Origin of the sequence: Nocardia violaceofusca NBRC 14427 (genome assembly GCF_963869435.1) — a bacterium.
Taxonomy (GTDB): domain Bacteria; phylum Actinomycetota; class Actinomycetes; order Mycobacteriales; family Mycobacteriaceae; genus Nocardia; species Nocardia aobensis.
In genome coordinates this window covers 1-23304 of sequence record NZ_CAWMPM010000009.1, presented here as the reverse complement: position 1 = coordinate 23304, position 23304 = coordinate 1, and the positions used below count along the sequence as shown (strand labels likewise).

18 protein-coding genes are annotated in these 23304 nt (G+C 67.4%); 9 read left to right on the top strand and 9 right to left on the bottom strand.

Annotated elements, in window-relative coordinates; all coding sequences use genetic code 11:
- The first annotated feature begins 6 nt into the window (after window positions 1-6).
- A complete protein-coding gene (locus AC5592_RS08275; RefSeq protein WP_063063964.1) occupies window positions 7-441 on the top strand; it encodes a hypothetical protein in 435 nt (144 codons plus the stop codon).
- 13 nt (window positions 442-454) lie between these two features.
- On the opposite strand, the gene AC5592_RS08270 is transcribed toward AC5592_RS08275, so the two are convergent.
- The 8 genes from AC5592_RS08270 to AC5592_RS08235 all read right to left on the bottom strand — a co-directional run bounded on the left by AC5592_RS08270 (window position 455) and on the right by AC5592_RS08235 (window position 10782).
- The gene (locus AC5592_RS08270; protein WP_051024321.1) at window positions 455-1459 is read right to left on the bottom strand and encodes a DUF8176 domain-containing protein; all 1005 of its coding nucleotides are present in this window, start codon (window positions 1457-1459) and stop codon (window positions 455-457) included.
- Window positions 1446-2819, bottom strand: a complete 1374-nt coding sequence (locus AC5592_RS08265) for a hypothetical protein (protein ID WP_036498288.1) — start codon at window positions 2817-2819, stop codon at window positions 1446-1448. Before AC5592_RS08265 ends, AC5592_RS08270 begins: the two co-directional genes overlap by 14 nt.
- Window positions 2816-3223, bottom strand: coding sequence for a hypothetical protein (locus tag AC5592_RS08260; protein ID WP_232329261.1), 408 nt, complete (start codon window positions 3221-3223; stop codon window positions 2816-2818). Before AC5592_RS08260 ends, AC5592_RS08265 begins: the two co-directional genes overlap by 4 nt.
- A gap of 302 nt (window positions 3224-3525) precedes the next feature.
- Window positions 3526-4893 carry a phosphoglucosamine mutase gene (glmM, locus tag AC5592_RS08255; protein ID WP_063063864.1) on the bottom strand — a complete coding sequence of 456 codons (1368 nt, stop codon included), beginning with the start codon at window positions 4891-4893 and terminating at the stop codon, window positions 3526-3528.
- Between the two features lie 205 nt (window positions 4894-5098).
- The gene (gene rpsI, locus AC5592_RS08250; protein ID WP_036498286.1) at window positions 5099-5611 is read right to left on the bottom strand and encodes a 30S ribosomal protein S9; all 513 of its coding nucleotides are present in this window, start codon (window positions 5609-5611) and stop codon (window positions 5099-5101) included.
- Window positions 5608-6051, bottom strand: coding sequence for a 50S ribosomal protein L13 (gene rplM / locus AC5592_RS08245; protein WP_036498285.1), 444 nt, complete (start codon window positions 6049-6051; stop codon window positions 5608-5610). The genes rpsI and rplM overlap by 4 nt, the downstream gene beginning before the upstream one ends.
- A 176-nt stretch (window positions 6052-6227) precedes the next feature.
- Window positions 6228-8057 carry a hypothetical protein gene (locus tag AC5592_RS08240; RefSeq protein WP_232329260.1) on the bottom strand — a complete coding sequence of 610 codons (1830 nt, stop codon included), beginning with the start codon at window positions 8055-8057 and terminating at the stop codon, window positions 6228-6230.
- Between the two features lie 91 nt (window positions 8058-8148).
- Entirely contained in the window at window positions 8149-10782 is a 2634-nt protein-coding gene (locus tag AC5592_RS08235) for an FHA domain-containing protein (protein WP_036498283.1), read from the bottom strand.
- 111 nt (window positions 10783-10893) lie between these two features.
- On the opposite strand from AC5592_RS08235, the gene AC5592_RS08230 reads away from it, so the two are divergent.
- Entirely contained in the window at window positions 10894-12339 is a 1446-nt protein-coding gene (locus tag AC5592_RS08230; protein ID WP_036498282.1) for a neutral zinc metallopeptidase, read from the top strand.
- A 17-nt stretch (window positions 12340-12356) separates the two neighbouring features.
- Here the strand turns inward: AC5592_RS08230 and AC5592_RS08225 are convergent, their stop codons facing one another.
- Window positions 12357-13655 (bottom strand): FHA domain-containing protein, encoded by a 1299-nt coding sequence (locus AC5592_RS08225; protein ID WP_036498281.1) that lies wholly within the window; start codon window positions 13653-13655, stop codon window positions 12357-12359.
- Between the two features lie 154 nt (window positions 13656-13809).
- Between AC5592_RS08225 and AC5592_RS08220 the strand changes: the two genes are divergently transcribed.
- The 7 genes from AC5592_RS08220 to AC5592_RS08190 all read left to right on the top strand — a co-directional run.
- A complete protein-coding gene (locus AC5592_RS08220) occupies window positions 13810-15009 on the top strand; it encodes a DUF7373 family lipoprotein (protein ID WP_036498280.1) in 1200 nt (399 codons plus the stop codon).
- 75 nt (window positions 15010-15084) lie between these two features.
- Window positions 15085-16503 carry a type VII secretion-associated protein gene (locus AC5592_RS08215; protein WP_063063862.1) on the top strand — a complete coding sequence of 473 codons (1419 nt, stop codon included), beginning with the start codon at window positions 15085-15087 and terminating at the stop codon, window positions 16501-16503.
- 140 nt (window positions 16504-16643) lie between these two features.
- Window positions 16644-17852 (top strand): DUF7373 family lipoprotein, encoded by a 1209-nt coding sequence (locus tag AC5592_RS08210; RefSeq protein ID WP_063063861.1) that lies wholly within the window; start codon window positions 16644-16646, stop codon window positions 17850-17852.
- The gene (locus AC5592_RS08205) at window positions 17849-19093 is read left to right on the top strand and encodes a DUF7373 family lipoprotein (protein ID WP_036498262.1); all 1245 of its coding nucleotides are present in this window, start codon (window positions 17849-17851) and stop codon (window positions 19091-19093) included. Before AC5592_RS08210 ends, AC5592_RS08205 begins: the two co-directional genes overlap by 4 nt.
- A gap of 76 nt (window positions 19094-19169) precedes the next feature.
- Entirely contained in the window at window positions 19170-20786 is a 1617-nt protein-coding gene (locus AC5592_RS08200) for a serine/threonine-protein kinase (protein WP_063063860.1), read from the top strand.
- Between the two features lie 74 nt (window positions 20787-20860).
- Window positions 20861-22063, top strand: coding sequence for a DUF7373 family lipoprotein (locus AC5592_RS08195; protein ID WP_157121675.1), 1203 nt, complete (start codon window positions 20861-20863; stop codon window positions 22061-22063).
- 32 nt (window positions 22064-22095) lie between these two features.
- Window positions 22096-23304: DUF7373 family lipoprotein (locus AC5592_RS08190; protein ID WP_157121673.1), on the top strand; the 1209-nt coding region annotated here is incomplete at its 3' end.

The following is a 23304-nucleotide window of genomic DNA, read 5'->3' as shown; positions in this document are numbered from 1 at the left end:
ACCCGGATGGAACAGATACAACTCGGTGTGGACACCCGGATCACGCTCCTGATCGCCGGCCTTCTCTTCATCTGGGCACTGCTGCTGGGCGTGTGGAAGTACCACGGGATGCGGACCTCAGCAGAGGGGCATGCGCATCCCTACGTCGATATCGCACACCGCGCGGCCCTGATGTACAGCTTCGCGGCGCTGCTGCTCGCCGTCTTCGTGGAACTGTCGGACTGGCCGACGGCGGTGAATCTCGTTGCGGCGCTGATCGTCCTCGGCTTCTTCGCCGGTGCCATCGCCTCCTACTGCCTGCACGGGCTGCGGCGGGATACGACGAATCAATTCCGCGGCGACATCGGACTGCCGCTGCGGGCGGCCATGTACGCGTTGATCGTCTGTGAGATCGGCGGCTTCCTCGTGCCGTTCACCGGGTTCGTGCACGCCCGGTTCTGAACCCGGATGTGGTTCAGCCCGCCGCGATGCCGGTGATCAGCGTGCGCCCCGATTCCGCTCGGGTGCTGATGATCTGGGTGAACGCATGCGGCTGTTCGTCCGGTTTCTGCTGGGTGAGGCGGACCTCCCACTGCCCCTCGTCGCCGGTGCGGGTGATCTGCACGCAGTAGCGGGTGCCGACCGGCACCTGATTGATGCCACGCTGGATCTGGTCGGCCGGCGGCACCGACGAGTCGTCGGCGACGACCGCGCGGGCGGCGTACCCCGAACGCTGAACGTAGTACGCCCGCTCGAAGGCCAGGATGGCGTCCGGACCACTCGCGGTGCCTCCGGGGTCGGTCCCGGAGACCACTTCCGCGGTGCGCTGCTGCTCACAACCGTCGGTGGCGATCGTCGAGGTCGCCGCGGCCGTAGTCGTGGGCGGCGGTGGGGTCGCACTCACCGAGGTGGGCACCGGCACCGCCGCGACCATCGGCGGTTTGGTCGCGACCGGCTGGGACCGCTTCCCGGTATGGATGACGGTCAGCACCACCGAGACGACGACGATGCCCACACCGATCAACGTGATTGCGGCCAGCAGCTTTTCACCGCGACGGTGGTCGCGGCGCGGCCCGCCCTGGCGCGGGCGCGGACGCCGCAGCGCGGGGCCGGGGTTACCGCCCGAGCGGTCGACGATATGCGGAACCAACGTCGACTTGTCGACCAGATCCGGATCGGTCAGCGGTCCCCCGACCGGGATGCGGCGCGGCTCCGGTTCCACCTCCGGCTCGGGCTCGGGCGTGCGCTGCGCGGGTTCCAGCCACTGCTCCCACTCCCCCGACGGATAGGCCGCCGACTCCGGGCCGGGCCGGGCCGGCGGCACGGCGACGGCGCTGTGATAGGCCGCCGCGGCCGGGCGGTTCGGATTTCGCCGGCCCGACCGCCGCTTGCGGCCCTGCTTACCGACGGGAGTGCGGACCATCGGCAGGCCGAGGTCGAACGGGTTGTCCTGCTGCGGGTCCGGCTCAGACCGTGTCATCGCCGAAGTCGCCGATCACCGCGGCGGGAACCGTTGTCTCGGCCGCCGGCACGGTGACACCGAGCTGGCCGTCGCGAGGTTTGTGTTCCTGTCCGCTGCCGGCCGGCGGCGGCAAGGCCATACCTCCGGCCACCCCGCCCGGATGCGCCGGCTCCGGCGCGGGTGCGGGTGCGGGGACGGGCGCCGGTGGCTTCGGCATCGGCGGCGGGTCGGCAGGTGGCGGAAGGATGGACGACGGTGACGGGGGTGGCGGATCGGATTTGTCGGCCGGGGTCTTGTCGGCCGGCGCCTTGTCGGGTGCGGGTGCGCCCGGAATGATCGAGCCCGGTCCCGTCGTTCCGGGAGCCGTCTTGCCGGGGCCGAAGTCGAACAGCTTCGCCGAATCTCCGGAATTCCCCGCCGGATTGGTCTTGTCACCGGTGGCGTGGTCCGGGTTGATCAGCTGCGGTATCGCCTGGTCGACCGAGGAGGCCACCGTGTCGATGGTGTGCGTACCGACCTCGGCGATCTTGTCGATCAGGTGGGTACCGATATCCACACCGGCATTGATGGCCGAGGTACCGACCTGCACACCCGCCTGCACGAGCAGCTGCTGTAGTTGCAGCTGCGCCAGCTGCGCCGGATCGATCGGCTGACCGGGCGCCGTACCGTATTGCGCTGGGACCGTGCCGTATTGGCCCGGAACCGCACCGTAGGCGCTGGGCAGGACCGTAGCGGGCGTATCTCCCCACGACTGCGAGGAGTTGAGCCCGGCCGGCGTGGTGACCGTGAGCGGACCCATCTCGTCCAATCGACGCGAGTGATCGTCCATTTCGGTGCGTGCGGAGGTGACGGTGGTGATCGCGTCGCGCAGCGCCTGGGTGGCCCGATTGATCACCGCGTCGGTATCCGGCGCGGCGGTGGCGTTGCCGAGGATGGTTCGAGCGTCGCGCCGGAAATCGGCGATGATCCGGTCCATGCGGCCGGCCGCCCGCGCACTGGTCGCGTGGGCGTCGGCCAGGACGCCCAGGTAGGCCGGGCCCCGGTCGGAGATGTCACCGATCTGAGTTTGGGTGGTGCGCAATGCCGGAACGGCCGCGTCGGAGCCCGGACCCGTCCAGGTGGATTCCAGCGCGTGGACGCCCTCGCGGTGTGGTCCCTCGGTGTCGGCGGCCTGGGTGGACGCGCTGGACAGAGCGCCGGTGATGGTCGCGGCGGGCGTCGCGACTCCGGTCCCCAGTGAGGCACGCAGGTCCAGCAGCGGCCGGACCAGGGTCGCGACGATCGGCGGATCCACGGACGGATCGGATGTCGTTGCGGGCGTGCTGGTGTCGTTACGCGCGGCGGTGGGCCGGCGACGCAATGCGGTCGGCCGCCTCATGACCGCGACTCCGTGCGGGTGATCGCGACGGCCGAATCCTCGTCGGTGCCCTGCACACCCGCGGTATAGGTGTTCAGCCCACGCCCGTAGGCCGAGACCAGTTTGCCCGCGGTGGACAGCGCCTGCGCGTGTTCGGCGACCGCGGCCGCGAATTTGGCGGCGAAGTCCGCTCCCACCAGCCCCAGGTCGGTGGCCAGCTGCTGCGGATCGACCGCGCCGGCCGTCACGGACGCCGCCGAAGCGAGTTGTTGGGAAACGGTATTCGCGATGGCCGTATAGGCCGCCATCGCCGCGGGATCGACCCGCAGCACCGTATCCGGAGCGGATGCGGTGGCGGTCGGCGGCGAGGCCGAATTCGCGGCGTCGTCGAGCGTCGGAGACTTGTCAAGCTTCAGCGGGTCCACTGTTCCCCCTCACGGAAATCAAGCTTCGCTGTCGCGTCATGATCTGCGTCCAACCATACTTCCCGGAGCCGACAGTCGCGCCCCGATCTCGGGGACTGTCGGCGCGCCGACGACCTTCACACGCCCCCTTCAGGATCCGCCGCCGCCCGCCGACACTCGCGATGACCAGCCGATATTCGGACGATGATGCGCGGGCACCGGCGTCGTGGCCGCGCGCCCGCCGCTCGGCCAACGGCCTATACAGCCGCACCCCTACTCGGCGTACGCACCCCGTTCATCGCGCCGCCCGACGTGCCCGCGGCTCAGACCGCGGCCACACATTTGGCGAGATCGTCGGCGAGTTGTTTGGCGCGATGCGAATCGGTCGCCTCGACCATGACCCGGATCAGCTGTTCGGTCCCGCTCGGGCGCAACAGGACTCGGCCGTTGTCGCCGAGGGCGCGCTCGGCCTCGGCCACCGCCTCGCGAACCTCCGGCGCGGCCGCGACCGCGGCCTTGTCGGCGACCGGGACATTGACCAGAACCTGCGGCACGGTCGTCATGACGCTCGCCAGATCGGCTAGGCCGCGACCGGTTTCGACCATCCGGGCCATCAGTTTCAGACCCGTCAGCAGCCCGTCGCCCGTGGTGCCGTACCGCGGGAAGACCAGATGTCCGGACTGCTCACCGCCCAGGCTGTAGCCACCGCGGCGCAACTCCTCCAGTACGTAGCGATCGCCGACAGCGGTGGTGCGCACGGTGATTCCCGCATCGCGGAGCGCGATGTGCAGGCCCAGATTGCTCATCACGGTCGCTACCAGAGTGTCCTGCACCAGCTCGCCCGATTCGTGCATCGCCAGGGCGAGGATCGCCATGATCGCGTCGCCGTCGACCACGGAACCGGAACCGTCCACCGCCAGGCAGCGATCGGCGTCGCCGTCGTGGGCCAGGCCCAGATCGGCGCCGTGTTCGAGCACCGCGCGCTGAATATGCTCGAGATGCGTGGACCCGCACCGTTCGTTGATGTTGAGCCCGTTCGGCTCGGCGTTGATCGCGACCACGCGCGCGCCCGCCTCGCGGTACGCGGCCGGGCCGACGTCGGAGGCCGCGCCGTGCGCACAGTCGACGACCACGGTGACGCCGGACAGATCACGGCCGGTGGCCTCCACCAGATGTTCGACATAGCGCTCGTGGGTGCCGGCCAGGCTGTAATGGTCCTCGACATGACCGTCGACGCCGGAGAGGCTGAGCACCCGCCCGATACCGGCACCGGTCGGACGCACGAAACTCTTCGCGCGGACCAGTTCCTCGATCTTGTCCTCGACGGTGTCGTCGAGTTTGTGACCGCCCGCGGCGAAGATCTTGATGCCGTTGTCGGGCATGGCGTTGTGCGAGGCGGAGATCATCACGCCCAGGCAGGCGTCATAGGCGGCGGTCAGATACGCGACCGCCGGAGTCGGCAGGACCCCGACCGAGAGCACACTCATCCCGGCGGCGGTCAGACCGGCGGTCACCGCGGCCTCCAGCATCTCGCCGCTGGCGCGTGGATCGCGGCCGACCACCGCCACCGCGCGCGATCTGCCCCGGCCCAGCACCTGGGCCGCGGCCGCCGAAATCTGCAGTGCCAGTTCCGGACTCAGCGAGTCGTTGGCAAGGCCGCGGACTCCGTCGGTACCGAACAAACGCCCCATCTATCTCGCCCCTCGAGTTGAATTGCGGTGAGCGCGGAGACCCCGCGTCGCGGACGCAGGCTGCCCGCCCCGGCCTACCGTCGATCGATACAGCACGAGAGCAGGCGCCCGGGAGTGGGCGCCTGCTCTCGTACGGGGTCGCGTCGGCCGTGCTCCCACCGGCACACCGTGCGGGTGCGGGTGGGAGCGGCCGCGCGCTGCAAGATCAGCGCTTCGAGTACTGCGGAGCCTTGCGGGCCTTCTTGAGGCCGTACTTCTTACGCTCGGTGGCACGCGGGTCACGCGTCAGGAAGCCGGCCCGCTTCAGGGCGGGACGGTCGTCCGGGGTGACCTCGATCAGCGCGCGGGCGATGGCGAGGCGCAGCGCGCCGGCCTGACCCGACGGGCCGCCGCCGACCAGGCGGGCGTGCACATCGAAGGCTTCGGTGCGCTCGACGGTGACCAGCGGGGACTTCACCAGCTGCTGGTGCACCTTGTTCGGGAAGTAGTCCTCGATGGTGCGGCCGTTGAGCACGAACTGGCCGGAACCCGGGACCAGGCGAACCCGGACCACGGCCTCCTTGCGGCGGCCGACGGTCTGCACCGGGCGGTCGATCACGACCGGCGCGGCGAAGCCCTCGGACTCGGTGTACTCGGCGTCGTAGCCGGCACCCTCGTCGACGACCTCCGCGGCGGCGTCCTCGACGTATTCCTCGTTGAATTCCTCAGGAGCGGTCACTGGGCCACCTGCTTGATCTCGAACGGAACGGGCTGCTGGGCCGCGTGCGGATGCGACGCGCCACCGTAGACCTTCAACTTGCGCGCGATCTGGTTGCCCAGCTTGTTCTTCGGGATCATGCCCTTGACGGCACGCTCCACGACGCGCTCCGGCCGGGTGTCGAGCAGCTGCCCGACAGACCGGGACTTCAGGCCACCGGGGTGCCCGGAGTGGGTGTAGAGGAGCTTGTCCTCGCGCTTGTTGCCGGAGACGGCAACCTTGTCGGCGTTGATGATGATGACGAAGTCGCCACCATCGACGTTGGGGGCGTAGGTCGGCTTGTTCTTGCCACGCAGCAGATTCGCTGCCTGCACGGCAAGGCGGCCGAGCACTACGTCAGTGGCGTCGATGACGTACCACTGCCGGGTCACGTCACCCGCCTTCGGGCTGTACGTAGGCACAGTGCTTCCCTGTCTGTCGTTGATGTTCTGCCAGCCAGGCGAACGGTCGAGTGATCCCGGCGGCCGGTGGAGACCCGGGGCTCGTGTGACGGTACGGACGAATCCGCGACGTACCGCACGCCGAACGACGACGATACCAGGACCGGTCCGGGGTCCCGAAATCGCCTCCGCACTCGTCAGATGTGAATCGGCGGGCCCGAGTCGAACGTACCGGGGACCGTCGGGACGACGTAGTGCAGATTGTCGACCGCCAGATGCGCACAGGGATGGTCGGCGACCGTCCGCATACCCGGCCCCGGGCGCTCGACGGTGTTCGGGGTGACCGAACAGGCCGGGCTCGGCTCGGGTGCGCGTGACACCCTGTCCACGGCCGGCCACGAGCCGAAATCGGATCCCGCGCCGACACCACCCGGCGAGCGTGCGTCGAAGGCCGCGGCGCCGTCGGTCCGTGCGCCGGCGGCTCCGGCTGCCGCCGACGCGGCCGAGCTGTGTTCGGGAAGCGGCCGGGCCAGGTGATCCGCCTCACCGTCGGCGTGGATCGCGAGCGCCGCCAGCGCTACCGCCCCCACGATCGTCGGGGCGCCGAACAGATTGTCCTTGACCTTGCTCCACAGCTTGCCCTTGTGGGCGTGTTCCTCATCATCCGGTTGTTCCCCGGCCGATGACCGACCACCGGATTCGGTGGTCCGCTGATCATCGACCGGGCCGGCCGGGGGGCGGGTGAACCTGCTTTCCAACTGGCCGGCCTCCCGGGTCATCCGGGTGGTCGGCTCGCCGGTGGGCAGCGGTTGCGGGCTCGATGCGGGCCCGGCGTCGCGCGCCGCGTGCCGGCCCTCGGCGACCCCGTGCGAATTCGGCGGCTCCGGGCGACGATGCGGTTCGGCGGGCGGGCGGGCGGGTTCCGGCGCACCGGCGTCCTGCCACGCATGCCGGCCCGCGTTCCCGAGCCGGGAATCCGATTGCGGGGCACCGCGATTCGGGATGCTGTGATTCGACGCCGCCTGCATCGGCCCGGGTCGCGGCGGACCCGGCTGATTCGACACCGCCGAACCGGGCTGATTCGGCACCGCCGGATTCGGCTGATTCGGCACCGCCGGCCCCGGCTGATTCGTCACCGCCGGCCCCGGCTGATTCGTCACCGGAGCCGGGCCCTGCTCCGCCTCGGCGTATTCGCTGTCGGTGACGAGCAGATGCGCGGCACCCAGCACCAGGGCGTGCATCGGATGATCGGCGACCCGCAGCCGGGCGCCCAGGTGGTTCTGGAACGCCAGCCGCAGCGCATCGTTGAAACATACGTTGCCGGTGAGCAGCACCGTCGAGGTGTCGGCGCCGATCGAGCGGGCCGCGGCCATCACCTCGATGACGACGTTGTCCGCCGAATGGGCATCCCGCATCGAATCCGGGGTGATCGGCACCCCGACCGATTCGGTGGGCTGCTCGTCGTCCCCGTCGACCGCCACCACCAGGCAGACCCGGCCGTCGGAATAGACGCCGGTCGCGCCGACGCCCCGGCGGCCCTGCGCGGGCGGCTGCACGAGCCCGAGGGCCCGCACGTAGCCGGACAGCGCCACGGATTCCGGCAGCGGGTCGGTGAGGACGTCCATCTGCTCGACCAGACGGCAGTACTCCTCGACCTTCTCGTCGGGCCAGTCGTCCGGGAACGGCAGCGCCACCACGTCGGGCTTACCGCGCAACCGGCTGCCGATCGCGGCGAGCGGGTTGTAGAGCCGGGCACGGAACACCAATTCCGCCGGCCAGGTCGCCCCCGCGATGCGAATCTGCTGATGCCCGAGGATGTCGCGCACGTCGGAGACCGCGATACCCAGATCGGGCCGCTGCCGGTCCACGCCCGCGGTGTGCAGTCGCCCGGACTTGTCCGCCAGCAAATACGCAGGCGGCGTATATGTGCCTTCCACCTGGACCGGGCGGATCGGTGTCCCACCGCCACCGGCGGCCACGGACACCACATCCCATCCGAGATGTATCGCCCCAACTCGAGCCGTCACATGCATAAGTGTGCCTGCTGTCGCGCCGGGACGCTCGGGGCAGGTCCGATTAGTGCGCGCATTCCGCGTCGATGCTCGTCATCGGCCCCGTTCACGCGGCCGACTTCTTCAGCCGCAGACGCCACCACGTCAGCGTGGACAGCGCCGCGGTGAGCACGATCAGCATGCCGGCGTCGAGTAACCAGAAACCCGGCGTGTGCTGCCAGATCGCATCGGGCTGGGCGTTGACGAACAGGGTGCGCAGATCGATGGTCGACGCGCCGCCGGCGAATCCCCAGCGCGACGGGAAGACGTACGAAAGCTGTTCCAGCACCACGCGATCGGTCACCGGAATCATGCCGCCGGCCATCACGAGCTGGCACATGATCATGACCACCAGCAACGGCATGACCTGTTCGTTCGATTTCGCCACGGTCGACAACAACAACCCGACCACCACACACGTCACCGCGGTCAGCGCGATATCGACGTAGAGCTCCACACCGCCGGACGGGATGAGCGCCCCCTTCCCGGGCGGATTCTTCCCGGCCAGCACGATGGCCACCAGCACCGCCGATTGCAGCAGCGCCGCGACACCGAAGACCATCACCTTCGCCAGCAGATACGCCGAGGGCAACAGGCCGACGGCCCGTTCCCGCAGGAAGATAGGGCGTTCCCCGACCAGATCGCGCACGGTCAGCGTCGACCCCATGAAGCACGCGCCGAGGATGAGAACGACCAGCAGCTGCTGGGATTCACTGCCTCCGGTGAGTTGCGGATGCAATTGACCGTCCGGCCCGAGAATCGGTGGCGCGGCGGCGAAACCGTTCTTTCCCGGCACGACCAGGCACAGCACACCCAGCACGAACGGGAGGACCACGAGGAAGGCGAGGTAGCCGCGGTCGGCCAGGATCAGCCGGATCTGCCGCCGCGACAGTGTCGACAGTTGTTTCCGGCCACTGGATTTCGGCGGCTGTCCCATCACACCGCGGGGCACGGCCGGCGGTGGGGGCGGCAGCGCCGCCTGCCGGGACCGGTAGTTCGCGAAGGCGCGATCCGGTTCGGCGGCGACCCGCGCGAAGATCTCCGCCCAGTCGCTCGTCCCGAGAAAGTCACCGACCCCGGCCGGATGTCCGCAGAACGCGGTCTTGCCACCGGGCGCCAGCAGCAGCACCTGATCGCACATGTCCAGGCAGGCCACCGAGTGGGTGACCACGATGACGGTGCGCCCGGCGTCGGCCAGTTCGCGCAGCATGGTCATGACCTGCCGGTCCAGCGCCGGGTCGAGACCCGAGGTGGGTTCGTCGAGCAGCAGCAGGGCCGGGCCGGTCAGCAGTTCCAGCGCCACGGAGGCGCGCTTGCGTTGACCGCCGGAGAGCCGATCGACGCGGGTATCGGCATGTTCGGTCAGCGAGAGTTCCTTCAGCACGCCGTCGATGACCTGCTGCCGGTCCGCCTTCGAGGAGTCCGGCGGCAGCCGCAGTTCGGCGGCGAATCCCAGCGCCTGGCGCACGGTCAGCTGCCGGTGCAGCACATCGTCCTGCGGCACCATGCCGATACGACTGCGCATGGCCTCGTATTCGGCGTGCAGGTTGCGGCCCTCGAAGGTGACCACACCGGCCGACGGATGTGTCGTTCCCGCAATGAGTTTCGACAGTGTCGACTTACCCGCGCCCGAGGGCCCGATGAGCGCGGTCAGGGTGCCGCGCCCGGCCTGCATGTTGACGTCCACCAGCAGCTGCTTGTTGCCCTCGACGACGAATCCGACGCCGTGCACACTCAGCCCCTGCTCGGTGACCGGCTTCTTGCGGTGCTTCAGCGTGCCTTCCTGCACGACGAAGTCCACGTTGCCGATGGTGACGATATCGCGCTCGCGCAGCGCGACCCGCTGCTCACGGCGGCCGTTGACGAAGGTGCCGTTGGCCGAGCCGACATCCTCGAGGACGAGACCCTCACCGCTCTTGACCAGGCGGGCGTGCCGGCGCGAGGCGAGCGGATCGTTGACGACGATCTGGTTGTCGCTGGTGCGGCCGATGGTCAGGCCGCCGGCCGGAATGCGGTCGGCGCGTGCGATCGGTGCGGTCGAGGCCCGCGCACGCACCGGCGGCAGCGCCGAGGTGTCGGCCTTGGTGGTCATATTGACGTTCGGCACACCGCCCGAGCCATGGGCCGCCGGAATAGGTTGGGACGGGCGCTGATTCGGCCGTTGCGCGGGCCGCGACGGCGGCTGCGGCGCGGCCGGACGGCGCATCTGCCCGGATTGCGGTGTGGGATGGGACGGCTGCCGACGCTGCTGCCCGCCGCCATGCTGTCCCCCACCGTGCTGCCCGCCACCGTACTGACCCCCGCCTCGCGGCCCGGAATCCCGTGCGGGCGGATTCGGCGCACGGCCCGGTGACTGCGCCCGGTTGGGCGGCGCGGGCGGCCGGAATTGCGCCTCCGGCAGCAGATGAACCAGTGGCCCCGTGATCGCGTCCCCGAGCCGGACGAGCATCGGCCGATCCACCGGCACGGGCCGCGTGATCCGCTGGGCGTCCACGAAAACCCCATTGGTACTGCCGTTGTCGGAGAGCACCCAGGCGCCCCCCTGCCAGCCAAGTGTCGCGTGCACACGAGAGACCAGCGGACTGTCGACGAACACCGTCACCTCGGGCGCGCGGCCCAGGGTCACCTGCTGAGTGTTTTCGAAGATCCGATCGGTTCCCTCATGGCGCACGGTGATCTTCTGCGCCCCCGGTAATGACATGAGCCGGATAATATGCGATGGCCGTGACATCGGTGGGGCTCGAACGTGCCCCCGATCGCCGGGGGCGGCGCAGGTGACGCAGTGACTACCGGCCCGGGGAGGGATGGGGAGATGGCGAAACGCCCGGTGACGGCGACCCTCGCCGTACTGGTGCTGGCGGTCGGTCTACTGGCGGGCTGCACCATGACGACCGGCGGGCACGCCGTATCCATCTACGACGACCCGTTCCAGGTCGCCGGACTGCCCACCACCAGCGGCCCCAGCGGTCCCCGATCCGGCGTGCCCGATGCCGCGCTGACCGCGACCGGTGGCGACAAGGGCGCGGTGGACACGTTGGCGCTCAATGCCATCGACGACATCCAAAGCTATTGGCGCGCTGAGTATCACAACGAATTCCAGGGCGACTTCACCCCCGTCACCAAGTTCTATTCCTGGAGCGCGAAGGCGCCGCGCTCACAGGAGACGCAGTTCTGTAAGGACACGACCTATCACCTGGTCAACGCGGCGTACTGCCGGCTGGACAATTCCGTCGGCTGGGACCGCGGCGTTCTGCTGCCGATGATGCAGGACAGCTTCGGGAAGATGGCCGTGGTGATGGTGCTCGCGCACGAATACGGCCACGCCATCCAGACGATGTCGCGCATCGTCACCGCCAAGGATCCGGTCATCGTGAAGGAGCAGCAGGCCGACTGTTTCGCCGGGGCGTTCATGCGGCACGTCGCCGAGGACAAGGCCGCACACTTCACGATCAACACCTCCGACGGCCTCAACAACGTGCTGGCCGCGACGGTCGCGATCCGGGACGCCAATCCCGAGGATCCGGAATCGGTACACGGCTCGGCCTTCGAGCGGGTGACCGCGGTGCAGATCGGTTTCACCGACGGCCCCAAGGGCTGCAAGGCGATCGATATGAAGGACATCGATCGCCGCCGCAAGAATCTGCCGCAGTCCTTCGGCGACGATGTCAATCGCGGCGAATTGGCCATCACCAAGGACAGTCTCAAGGAGTTGAGCAAGGCGATGGCGGCGATCATGCCGATCCCTTCCCAACCGACCTACGACTATCACGGCGCCCTCATGCACTGCAGCAACGGCGCCGACACCGTGCCCGTCACCTACTGCCCCGCGACCAACACCATCGGCACCGACATTCCCGCCCTCGCGCAGCGCGGTGCGGCGAATACCGATGAGCAGGACGGGTTTCCGACCCGCGTCGGCGGTGACTACAACGCCTACGTCGTGTTCGTCTCGCGTTACGCGCTCGCGGTGCAGCGCAACGCGCATCAGCAGTTGACCGGAGCGAAGACCGGCCTGCGCGCCGCCTGTCTGTCGGGCGTGATCACCGCGAGGCTCGCCGATCCGCATCGCGATGCCGGACAGGGCGATATCGCGCTGTCTCCGGGCGATCTCGACAAGGCGGTGTCGGGACTGCTCAGCGATGGACTGGCGGCCAGCGACGTCGAAGGCAAGACCGTGCCGAGTGGCTTCTCCCGGGTCGACGCGTTCCGGGCCGGTGTGCTGGGCACACAGGAGATCTGCGAGGCGCGCTACTCCTGAACGCTCGGTCGATCAGCTCAGCCGAACGGCGGGGGCGCGGCCGGCTCCAACCGCAGTACGCGGTTGCCGAGCTGGATCTCCGAGCCCTGGGCCAGCACCATCGGCTGATTCGGTTGCAGCCGAATCCAATCGCGATATCCGGCCGGCCGGGCCCGGGTGCCGTTGGTGGAGCCGCGGTCCACGACGGTGATATCCCAGTTCATCAGCCGGATCTCGGCGTGGGCCCGCGACATTCCACCGGAGGAGTCCTCGATCTTGACCGGCACCAGACCGCGCTGGGCGGCCTCCGAATTCTCCGGATCCCGTCCGATCACCGCATCGGCCGCGAGCAGATAGGTCATTCCGTCGTCGAGGACGAGCATGCCCAGCGGCGGCCGGACGACCTCGGCCGGTTGCTGGGTCTGGTCGACCGGCATCCCGCACACCGTGCAGAACGCCGAGCGTGGATCGCTCGGATGGGCACGGGCGCATTTGAATCCCATCACCCGCACCGTCAACGAGGTCGCGCGGGCGGTCGCCTCCATCCGGCGTTCCAGTTCCGGATCGGGGCCGGGCGCGGGATTGGTACCGCGCAACCGGGTTTCGGCCAGGCGAGGATCCTCCGCCGGTTCGGGACGTGATGTCCCTTGCCGCGCATCGGCTTCCGGTGACCGGTCCGGCCGGGTCGGCGGTGGGGGCACCTGGGGTTCGGGCCGCTGCGCGTCCAATTGTGACGTGGGAGCATCTTCTGCGCGATGGTGCGCACCCGCGGCGGGCCGGGCGGCACGATCACGCGCGCGCGTCCGCTCACCGTCGAACCACACCACCGCCCCCGCGGCGGCCGCCACGCCTTCCACCAGCGAGCCGATACCGCGTTCGGGCAGTTCCGGAATCCGGCCGCGCTCGTCGTCGATGAACAGCGCCGCGGCGCGGGCCGGCGGTTCGGTGAAGCGGTCGACGGTGAAGGCGGCATCCACGCCGCGGTAGTACTCGACCCCCCGGGCGCCCGCGAGCACCACTGTGACGGACCCGTGCAGGAAGATCGCCACCCCACCGGTATCCGAGCGCGAGAGAATACCCAGGTCGACCGGGCTGCCGTCGACCTGTTCGGCCTCCTGTATCAGCCAGCGGGTGGCCTCGCGGGCGATGATCCGGCCGGGTCCCTGCGGGGCGTGCTCGGAGGCCTCGGACACCAACTGCGCCAACGCCTCCGCGGCCCGCATCGCCGGTGCGTCGGGGTGCACCCGGCCGCGACCACGGTGCGCGACGACCACGACGGCCCCCGCGACGCGTACGACGACATGGTTACCGGCGACAACCTCGACCTGCCGATCCATCAACGGAATCGGCCTCCGAGCGATATCAGCGCAGCGGTCACCACAGGGACAAGGTTAAGGCAATCGTTGTCCATGAGTCCCCGCTGCCGGGTCCGGTCCGGTAATTTCGATGGCGGAGAACCGGGAGAGAGCACCGGGAGAAGGGGGGCGGTCCATGGACCGAACGATTCGCAGATCTCTGGTTTTCACGTGCGCCGCAGTGCTGGCCGTGCTGACCGGTTGCGGTGTGCAGGGAACCCCGACCGCGGCCGAGATCGATGTCCGCAACCTCGACGTCGGCCCGTATCCGGTCGACCGCCACAGCTACGACGCCACCGCGGGCAGCAAGGGTGCGCTCGCGGAGGGGATGCGGATGTCGCAGGCCGTCGTTCCGGCCGTCCGCATCGACCCGTCGCTGACGATCGGCGCCGGCGGACGTGTCGTCGCCGACAGCACCGATGCCACCCGCCGCCTGCTGGCCGCGGTCTCCAAACCGGTACTCGACCGCAACAAGATGGTCGTCGCGTATGTCGCGGCGGGTTCCGACAAACCAGGCTCGCTGGACAGCGCCGCCGCGGCGACCTCGGTCACCGATCTGGTGTTGCGCTTCCCGGACGAGTCCGCGGCCCGGCAGGCCGCGCGCGAACTCGAGGACGTCGACTTCGGTGTCGCGCCCGATCTCAATCGCAAACTCGCGCTGCCGAAATACTCGGACGCCTATATCCACTACCGTCCGGGGATTGCGACCATCGGAACCTTCATGGCCTACAAGCAGTTCGTGATCTCGCTGTATATCGAGCGGCCCCGTTCCGAGGAGGCCGATCTGCTTGCCTGGGTTCAGAAGACCCTCGACGCCGAGGTACCGGCACTCGATCATTTCCAGGCGACCGCGGCCGGCGGCCTCGACGCGTTACCGGTGGACCCGGACGGTCTGCTCGCGCGCGCCGTGGTGCGCGACCGCTCGAACCGCACCCCCGATGTCGATCGCTTCGCTGTCTATGCCGCACCGGCATTCGTCCATATCTCCTCCGACGAGACCACACGTCAGCGGCTCGTCGACGACACCGGCATGGATGCCATCGCCGTCGCCGACAACAGCTCGGTGTTGCGCGTCCGCGACGCCGATGCCGGGTCACGCATGATCAAGGGGCTGATCTCCAGTTCGGGTGAGCAGTACGAGCCGGCGGATGCGCCCGAGTCGGTGCCCGGGGCCAAATGCCTGGCGCTCAACAGTGCGGGAGATCCGCAGAAGGACAGCAGATTCCGCTGTTATGTGCCCTACCGGCGGTACGTGGAGGTCGTCAACGCCAACAGCCGCGACGATATCGATCAGCGGGTCGACGCGGCGTATGCGTTGCTGGCCAACAGCTTCTGACCGGACCCGGGCAGCGCGGGCGCGTCACCGTGCTGGAGTACTATGCCGCGAGACCCAGCCTGGAAGGGGGAGCTGATGTCCACGGTCGATCTGATACTGACCGACAGCCGATTGTGGGCGCGCAGCGAATCCACCCATTGGGACGGCGCTCCCTCGGTGGTCCCCGCCAGCGACGGCACGAGTCTCGTTGTGGGAGAACCACTTCAGCCGCCCTCCCCCGCGGTCTCGGTGGTACGGCTGGCCGCGGCCGACCGCATCGCCTTCGTCCCGATGCTGCCGACCGTCGCCGACGCCTTCGCCGCGATCTTCGGCGCCGTGCTGACCAATCTGCGGCTGCCCACCGCGTGTGAACGGCTCACGGTGGTGAGCCCGTCGGAGTGGGGCACGCGCCGCCGCGCCGCGCTCGAGGCCGGAGCCCGTCGTCTGGTCGGCGAGATCGGCGTCGAACCGCTGGCATTGCGGGTCGCCGGACTGTCCGCGAGTACCTCGCAGCAGCAGCGCATCGCGGTGGTGGAACTGAATTCGCTCACCACGACCGTCACCCTGACCGGCCGTTCGGGCACCGAGACCTGGATCGAGGCCTGCGAATACGAGCCGACGATCGGCTCCGCGGACCTGGCCGAGGGGCGCGATGTGGAGGCCGTCGTCGACGTCGTCGATCGACTGCTGGGCGGCCGCAAACCCAGCTATCTCGTGGTCGTCGGCGGCGCCGAACCCGCGCTGCTCGACGCGATGCGCGCGGAGCTGTCCCGGCGCTACGGTTTCGGTGTCGACCTGCGCGCGATGTCCGGGGTGGACCTGGTCCGGGGCGGGCCCGCGATACCCGCCGCAGCCGAACCCGCGCAATTCGCCCCGCAGACCCCGTGGGTCGGCTCCCTGCACGAGCATGCGGCCGCGACCGCGCCGCCACCGAAGCGCCGCACTCCGCTGCTCATCGGCGCCGCTGTGGGCGCGGTGGTTGTCGCGGCGGTGGCGGCCGCTGTCGTGCTGACCCGTTCCGGCGGCGAGTCGCCGACGGCCCGAGCCACCGCGGCGCGCCCCTCCGCCGTAGCGTCGCCGTCCGCGGCGCCCGCACAACCTGCCGAAACCTTCGGACGGGTCGGCGCGGTGATCCCGGCGGGCTGGCATATCACCAATCGCTCCGGCGCCCGAGTCGACATTTCCCCGAACGACGGTGCGCGCGAACGCATTTCGCTGTTTCAGAAGGACCTCGCCCCGGGGTCCGGCGTGGAGGACGTCGCCGCCACACTCGAAACCCAGATCGCCAAGCGCCCGGCCGGCACCGTCGGGCCGCTGCAGCGCAATGTGATCTTCGGCGGGCGCCCGGGGCTGTCGTACGAGGAAACTCCCGGTGACGGCACCACGGTGCGCTGGCAGGTTCTGGTGGAATCCGGCCTTCAGGTCAGCGTCGGTTGCCAATACCCCACCGGCGACTGGCAGCCCATCGCCGCGGTATGCGAGAAGTTCGTCGGCGATCTGCGCCCGGGGGCGTGACACCCGGCTCGGACCGACACCCGCATGCCGGGTGCCGCCGCCGGTGAAAGGCACCCCGTCGGAGACGGGTGCTATCTTCTTCGCAGCGTCGGCCGAACAGGCACCTGTGTTCACCGGCGCGGAGCCTGTGGGAGGGGACTATGCGAAATTCCGTGCGCGTGCTGGCCGCTGCCGTCGCCGCGCTGGCGCTGGCCGCGGCGGGATGCGGCTCTGATCCGACTCCCGCTCCGGCCGCCGAGCCGACGATCGATCTCAACGGTCTCGACGTGGGGCCGTACGACGCCACGCCGCGAGATATGGGCAAACCCACCAATCCCGGTCAGGCCGCGTTCTACGAGGCGGAACGACTCGGCAGCACGATGCCGCTGCCGATGGATATCGACCCGGCCTTCACCCATACCGGCAAACTCGACACCCTGGTCTTCCTCGATCCGAAGACGTCGGTGATGAAGGATTTCACCGACCTGAGCAATTTCGCCGAAGACGCCCCGGACCTCATCGGCGGCTTCGTCTCCTACGGCCGCGACGACCCGGACAATCTGGGAAGTGAGCTGGTCAACGCGGCCATGATCTTCCCGACCGAGCAGCGCGCGACCGAGGTCGCCGCGGCGCTGGAGCGGCGCGATTTCGGCCGCGATCCGCAGACCCAAGCGGTCGCCATCCCCAATTACCCGCTGGCGCATGCACATTGGGTGCCGACCAAACAAGCGATCAGCGACTGGTATCCGGCGGGTCGGCTGGTTCTCTTCACCGCGGTCTACGACCAGGCCAAGAACTGGTTCAACAAGGTCGATCTCCCGGCGCTCGTCTCGCGCGCGCAGAAAAGTCTCGACTCCGTCGTGCCCGCGCTCGCGAAATTTCAGCCGACACCGCCGGACAAGCTGATGGACCACCCGATCGACATCGACGGGATGCTCGGCAGGACCATGATCCGGCCGAAGGAGGCCACCGGCGAATGGCTCAACCCGCCAGGGGTCTACCTCGGACATGCGGGGCTGCATTTCAGTAGCGATCCGGGGGAGTCCCGGGTCTGGTACGACCGCGACGGCGTCGACCGCTTCGCCGATTACGGCAACGAGCTGTACCGAGCCCGCGATGCCGCGGCCGCCGCGGATGTCCGCGACGAATTGGGTGGAGCGGAAAAACATTTCAAGCAGGCGGCGCCTCCACGGAATCTTCCGGTCGCGAAATGCCGGGAATACAACGGCAAGGAGGCGTTGGCCGTCCGCTTCTACTGCTCGGTGTACTACGGCAGATATGCCTCGCTGGCCTGGGGGGAGCAGTTGCTGGATGCGCAGCAACGCATTTCGGCCCAGTACGCCATTCTGGTGAAGGCGGAGCCGAAATGAGTACACGATTCGTTCGGGCGGCGGCCGTCGCGGCCTGCCTCGGCGGGCTCCTGGCGGCGACCGGATGCGGCGCGACGATCGGCGGCTGGGCCGGCCCTTCGGAAATAGACGTGCGGAAGCTCGATGTCGGCAACTACGACGTGCGGCCGCTCGATATCCACGTGGACTTCCGGCCGGGCTTCGTCAACGCACCCGAGGCCGCGGGCATGCGCCTCGCCGAGTACGTGGTGACCGCGGATCAGGTCGACCCGGCACTGACGAAGCGCGAGAAGGCGGGCAGCTTCTCCGCCGGCGTCCTGCCCGATGCGCTCGGCAACGAGGACGATATGGAGGCCGTCGCCAAACGCGACCACATGGTGTACGGATTCTCGACCGCGGCCAGCGACAAGGACGCGGGCTGGGGTTTCTCCGGCTGGCCGAAACCCGAGAAGCCCTACTCCACCGTGCTCGCACTGTCGGTCATGCAGTTCAACGACGCCGCAAGCGCCACCCGGGCCGCCACCGATTTCTACAACGCCGATTTCAACGCCCACAAAGACCAGAACCAGTCGGTGCCGCTCGCGAAATATCCCGATGCGCACGCACATTGGCTCCCCGGAACACCATCGATCCGCTCCTTCCTCGCGCACGGCTCCTATGTGGTGTCGGTACTGGCCCTCACGCCGACACCGAACCTGAACAGCCTCACCTCCCTCACCGAGAAGGCCCTGGACGTCGAATTGCCCCTGTTGGACCGGCTGCAGCCGATCTCCGACGAGGACACGGTCAAACTTCCATGGGATCCGGACTACCTGCTCAGCCGGGCGCTCAACACCGGCCAGTCCGGACGTCCGCAATACGGCGACGACAACGGCATATTCGGCCCGCACGGAATTCTGCACTACATGTCCGATCGCAAAGCCGCCGCGCAAAGCGTCGCCGCCCTGAAGGCCGACGAATTCGCCAAGACCTCCGACGCTCTGGTATTGCGCGCCGCCGATGCCGCATCGGCGAAAAAGGCTGTCACCGATCGCATCACCTTCCAGGGCGGCGGCCCCGCCGTCGATCCGGTTCCCGGGCTGACGGATTCGGCATGCGTAGAGAACGGTACGAAGAACGCCGACGGCGGGTCCAAGCGGTACACCTGCATCGTCGCCTACCGCAATTACGTCGGCTATGTGACCTCGAATCAGCTGGTCGATGTCCATCAACGCGCGGCCGCGCAGTACGCCCTGTTCGCCAACAGCCAGTGGCAGCCGTGACTCGACCGCCCACCTCGAAGTCCAGTAAGCTCCGCGACGATACGCGGCCCGCCGAACTACCAGGAGTTTGTTACAGATGGTGATGAGTCCCGGCACCATCGTCGGTGGGTATCGGATCGTTCGCCAGCTGGGCGCCGGCGGGATGGGCACGGTGTATCTCGCCAAGCATCCCAGCCTTCCGCGCATGGACGCCATCAAGGTGCTCAGCGGCGAACTGTCGTCCAACCACGAATTCCGGGGCCGATTCGAACGCGAGGCCAATCTCGCTGCCGGTCTGGACCATCCGAATATCGTGTCGGTCTACAACCGCGGTGAAGAGCACGGCCAGTTGTGGATCGCCATGCAGTACGTCGACGGCACCGACGCCTCGGCCGAACTGGCCCGCGACCCGCATTCGATGACTCCGCTGCGCGCGCTGCGCATTGTTACCGAGGTCGGCAAGGGCCTGGACTACGCGCACCGCCGCGGGCTCCTGCACCGCGACGTCAAACCCGCGAACTTCCTGCTGTCGGTTCCCGAGGACGACGACGAGGAACGTGTCCTGCTCACCGATTTCGGCGTCGCCAAATCCACCGACGACGCGACCGAACTCACCCAGACCGGCAGCTTCGTCGCGACGATCGCCTACGCTCCGCCGGAACAACTTCAGGGCATGGCGGTCGACAGCCGCGCCGACATCTACAGCCTGGGCTGCGCGTTCTACAAGCTGATCACCGGCCAGAACCCGTACCCCGCAAGCCAACCCGCGATGGTCATGATGGGGCATCTCTACGAGCCCCCGCCCCGCGCCACCGCCGTCAACTCCGGCCTCCCACCCGCGATCGACCACGTCTTCGCGCGTGCCCTGGCGAAAAATCCCGCCGACCGCTTCGCCAGCTGCCGCGAACTCACCGACGCCGCCGCGAATGCCCTCACCCCCGGCCACACCCCGGTCCGCACCACCACCTCCCCGACCTACCCCATCCAGGTCTTCGACCCGCGCCCGCAGACCGACCCCCGCACCCCACTCCCCCACCAGACCCAATCCGGAATCCGGACCCAGACCGGCCCCCGCCCCGACCCCGACCTCTCCCGCCTCCTCGAACCGAAACCCAAGAGCCGCAAACCCCTGATCCTCGGCGGAGTCGGCGCACTGGTCGCCGTGGCCTTGGCCGCCGGCATCGGAGTCTGGGCGACACAGGGCAATTCGGGCGGGACGGGTCCGACGACGACGTCGGCATCGGCGGCCGCGACGACGACCCCCGCATCGTCGTACACGTCGGTTGCGCAAGCGCGCGAAGCCAATCCGACGTTCGCGGGCAAAACCATCACGATCGTCGATGTCACCAACGACGACAAACTCGCCATCTACCTGGACGGCACGCCGCAGGCGAAATTTCTCGAAGACCTGGGGTTCGTGTACAACCTCAATTATTCGAAGAAGGGGGATGAGCCGTCACCGCGGCCGATTTCGGACACGGACTACGACGCATTCAAATTCTCCGACGACAGCTACGTTCTCGCGGTACGCAGTGACAAGAGCGCCGGAGGCGGTGGACTACTGGGGCTGCCCTTCCAGTTGACCAGCTCTCGCGCCACCGTTGTTCCACTCGATGATGCTTCGACCGTTGCGGCGATTCGAAATTGGGGAACGAATTCCGAGCAGACCATGCTCACCAAACTGGCACCACTATTGCATGACCGCGTGCGGTAGGAGGGTGCCGCAGGCTGCGATTTCATTCGCAGCGATGCAGGAACGTACGGGGAGGGATATTGCGAAAACCGAATATGTCGACAGCCACGCTGCTGGCGGTCATCATTGCATTCAGCGCTGCATGCGGCTCCGGTCAGGAAAAGCCCGACCGGACAGATCCGTCTCCACACGTCGGTGTCAACGACCTCGACGTCGGTAGTTTCACCACGTCACCGGGGAAGGTTGGAAGCCCGAACCCTGCACGGGCCAGAATTATGGAGGGCCAGAGACTCGGTAGCGTCGCTCCCCTCGCTATGGAAATCGACCCGCGTTTCAAGTACCAGACCGGCGTCACCGATGCCGACGTCCACGCGTGGCTGGACCCGTCGATCGCCGGCATCGACTCCGACAACTTGGATGACGACGCGAAAGGCTTCATCGCGGGCTACTACACATGGGGTAGGTCCGAGAAGGACCTCGGCATAGCCCAGACAATTTCATATTCAGTACTCCTGTTCACTGACCAGGATTCCGCAACAGGCGCCGCAAAGTCTTTGTACGATCGTACGCTTTCGGATCACATCCATGGATCGCCGGAAATGGATTTTCAGCCCGTGACAATCGACGGACATCCCGACATGCGTTCATACTGGGTTCCCGGTGAAGAATATCTGCATTCATACACCGCACACGGCCGATTCGTGATCTATTTGAGCGTTTCGGACGGCGCAAAAGAGAAATTGCATGAAGATTCGCGCGCGGAATTGACCGAGCTGACCACCAAAAGTCTGTCGGTCATCACGCCCGCGATAAACCGCTTCACGCCGACGTCCCCCGAGCAACTCGCGACAGCGCCGGTCGACCGCGACAACATACTCGGCAGAACACTGCGACGCTCCCCCACCGACAGCGCCAAGGACGCCCCAGGATTTTACGACCGGCACGCCGCCCTCCATATGTCATCGGATCCCGGCGCCGATGCAGAATTGTTCTCTGCTACCGGGATGGAATGGATGGCCAGCAACGGGAGTCGGCTGTACCGCGCGAAAGACGCCGCCTCTGCGCAGAAGTTGCTCGTTGCGCACTCCGCGCCGGAGAAGCTCGACCGACTGGTCGGCTCACCCAAGAATCTCCCTTGGATTCGATGCTACGAGTACCGGGGCGATGATTACGGAAGATTCAGATTTCGCTGTTATCTGCGATACAACGAGTACGTTTCGGAAGTCAGTTCCAACCAGCTCATCGACGTTCACCAGCGGGCATCCGCCCAATACGCGATTCTGGAGAACTCGAACTAGCTGCGGAATCTCGTCATGAATCGAGCCATATCATGAGAAAAATCTCGCGCTCCCTGCTTCTCACCTTTGCCACTTTGATTACAGTGGTGGGTTGCGGCGACATCAAGTCCGGATTGCCGGTTTCGGGGGAGATCGATGTCCGACATCTGAATACCGGGCAATATCCGACCGAACCCATCGACACATATCAGGAGTACAGCCATACGGTAGAGAACGGCTCGGCGCTGGCGGAAATTCGATTGATGAATCACATGGTAACCGGCCTCGACGTAGATCCGAGTTTGAAGTACGGCAGCGGGGCTCAGAACTTGGAGAAGAGCTGGGATTTCGAACGAGTACTGTCCAAAGCAGGTGCCGCGGCAGCCCTTCGGAACAAGCCGATGTTCGGCTTCGCCTCCGGGAGCAGCGACCACGAGCCCGATCCGACCGGACAATCTATTCCATCCGCAACGCTGATCACTCTCGCCATAATGCAGCTCCCGAGCAGCGACAGCGCCAATCTCGCTGCCGCCGAGATCGAGAAGGCGGACTTCGATGTAGCACCCGACCGAAACCAATCTGTGCGTCTGGGGAAGTATCCGGAGGCTCATTCCCATTGGCAGCCCGGGACGCCTAGTATCGGCTCGGTCGTGGCCCGAGGTCAGTATGTAGTCAGTACGTTCGCGCAGGCCCCGGACGGAAAACTGGACAATCTCACGGCTCTCGTCGAAAAGACGTATGATAAACAGTTGCCGATGCTCGACTCACTGTCACCTTTGTCAGCCGAGCAAGTGCTCAAACTCGAGCCGGGCCCTGACGACATGATGAGACGGGTTATCAATCCGAACAAGTATTACCTTCCTCGTAACGGATCGCTGGGCACGTACGAGGAGCGGGGATTTCTGCAACTTCAAACCGATAGGGCAGCAGCGAAAGCGCTCTACGAATCCACACATATCGATCGGTTCGCGGTTTCGGACGCCTACAGTCTGATGTCGCGAGATTTCAATTCCGGAGGTAACGCACAGGCATTCGGAAAAGGAATAATGCGGAATGTCGACGGTGGAGCCATCGTGTATCGAACCGCTGGTCAATCCTCCGCCCGCGATGCCTATGACAAGCTCTTGACCGATCCCGACACCCGCTCGACGCCCAAGAACCTTCCGAACTCCAAATGCAAGCAGCTTCCCGACAACGGCTATTATCGACAATTCACCTGCGCGATACAGTACCGGAATTATGTAGCGGTCACATGGAGCCGG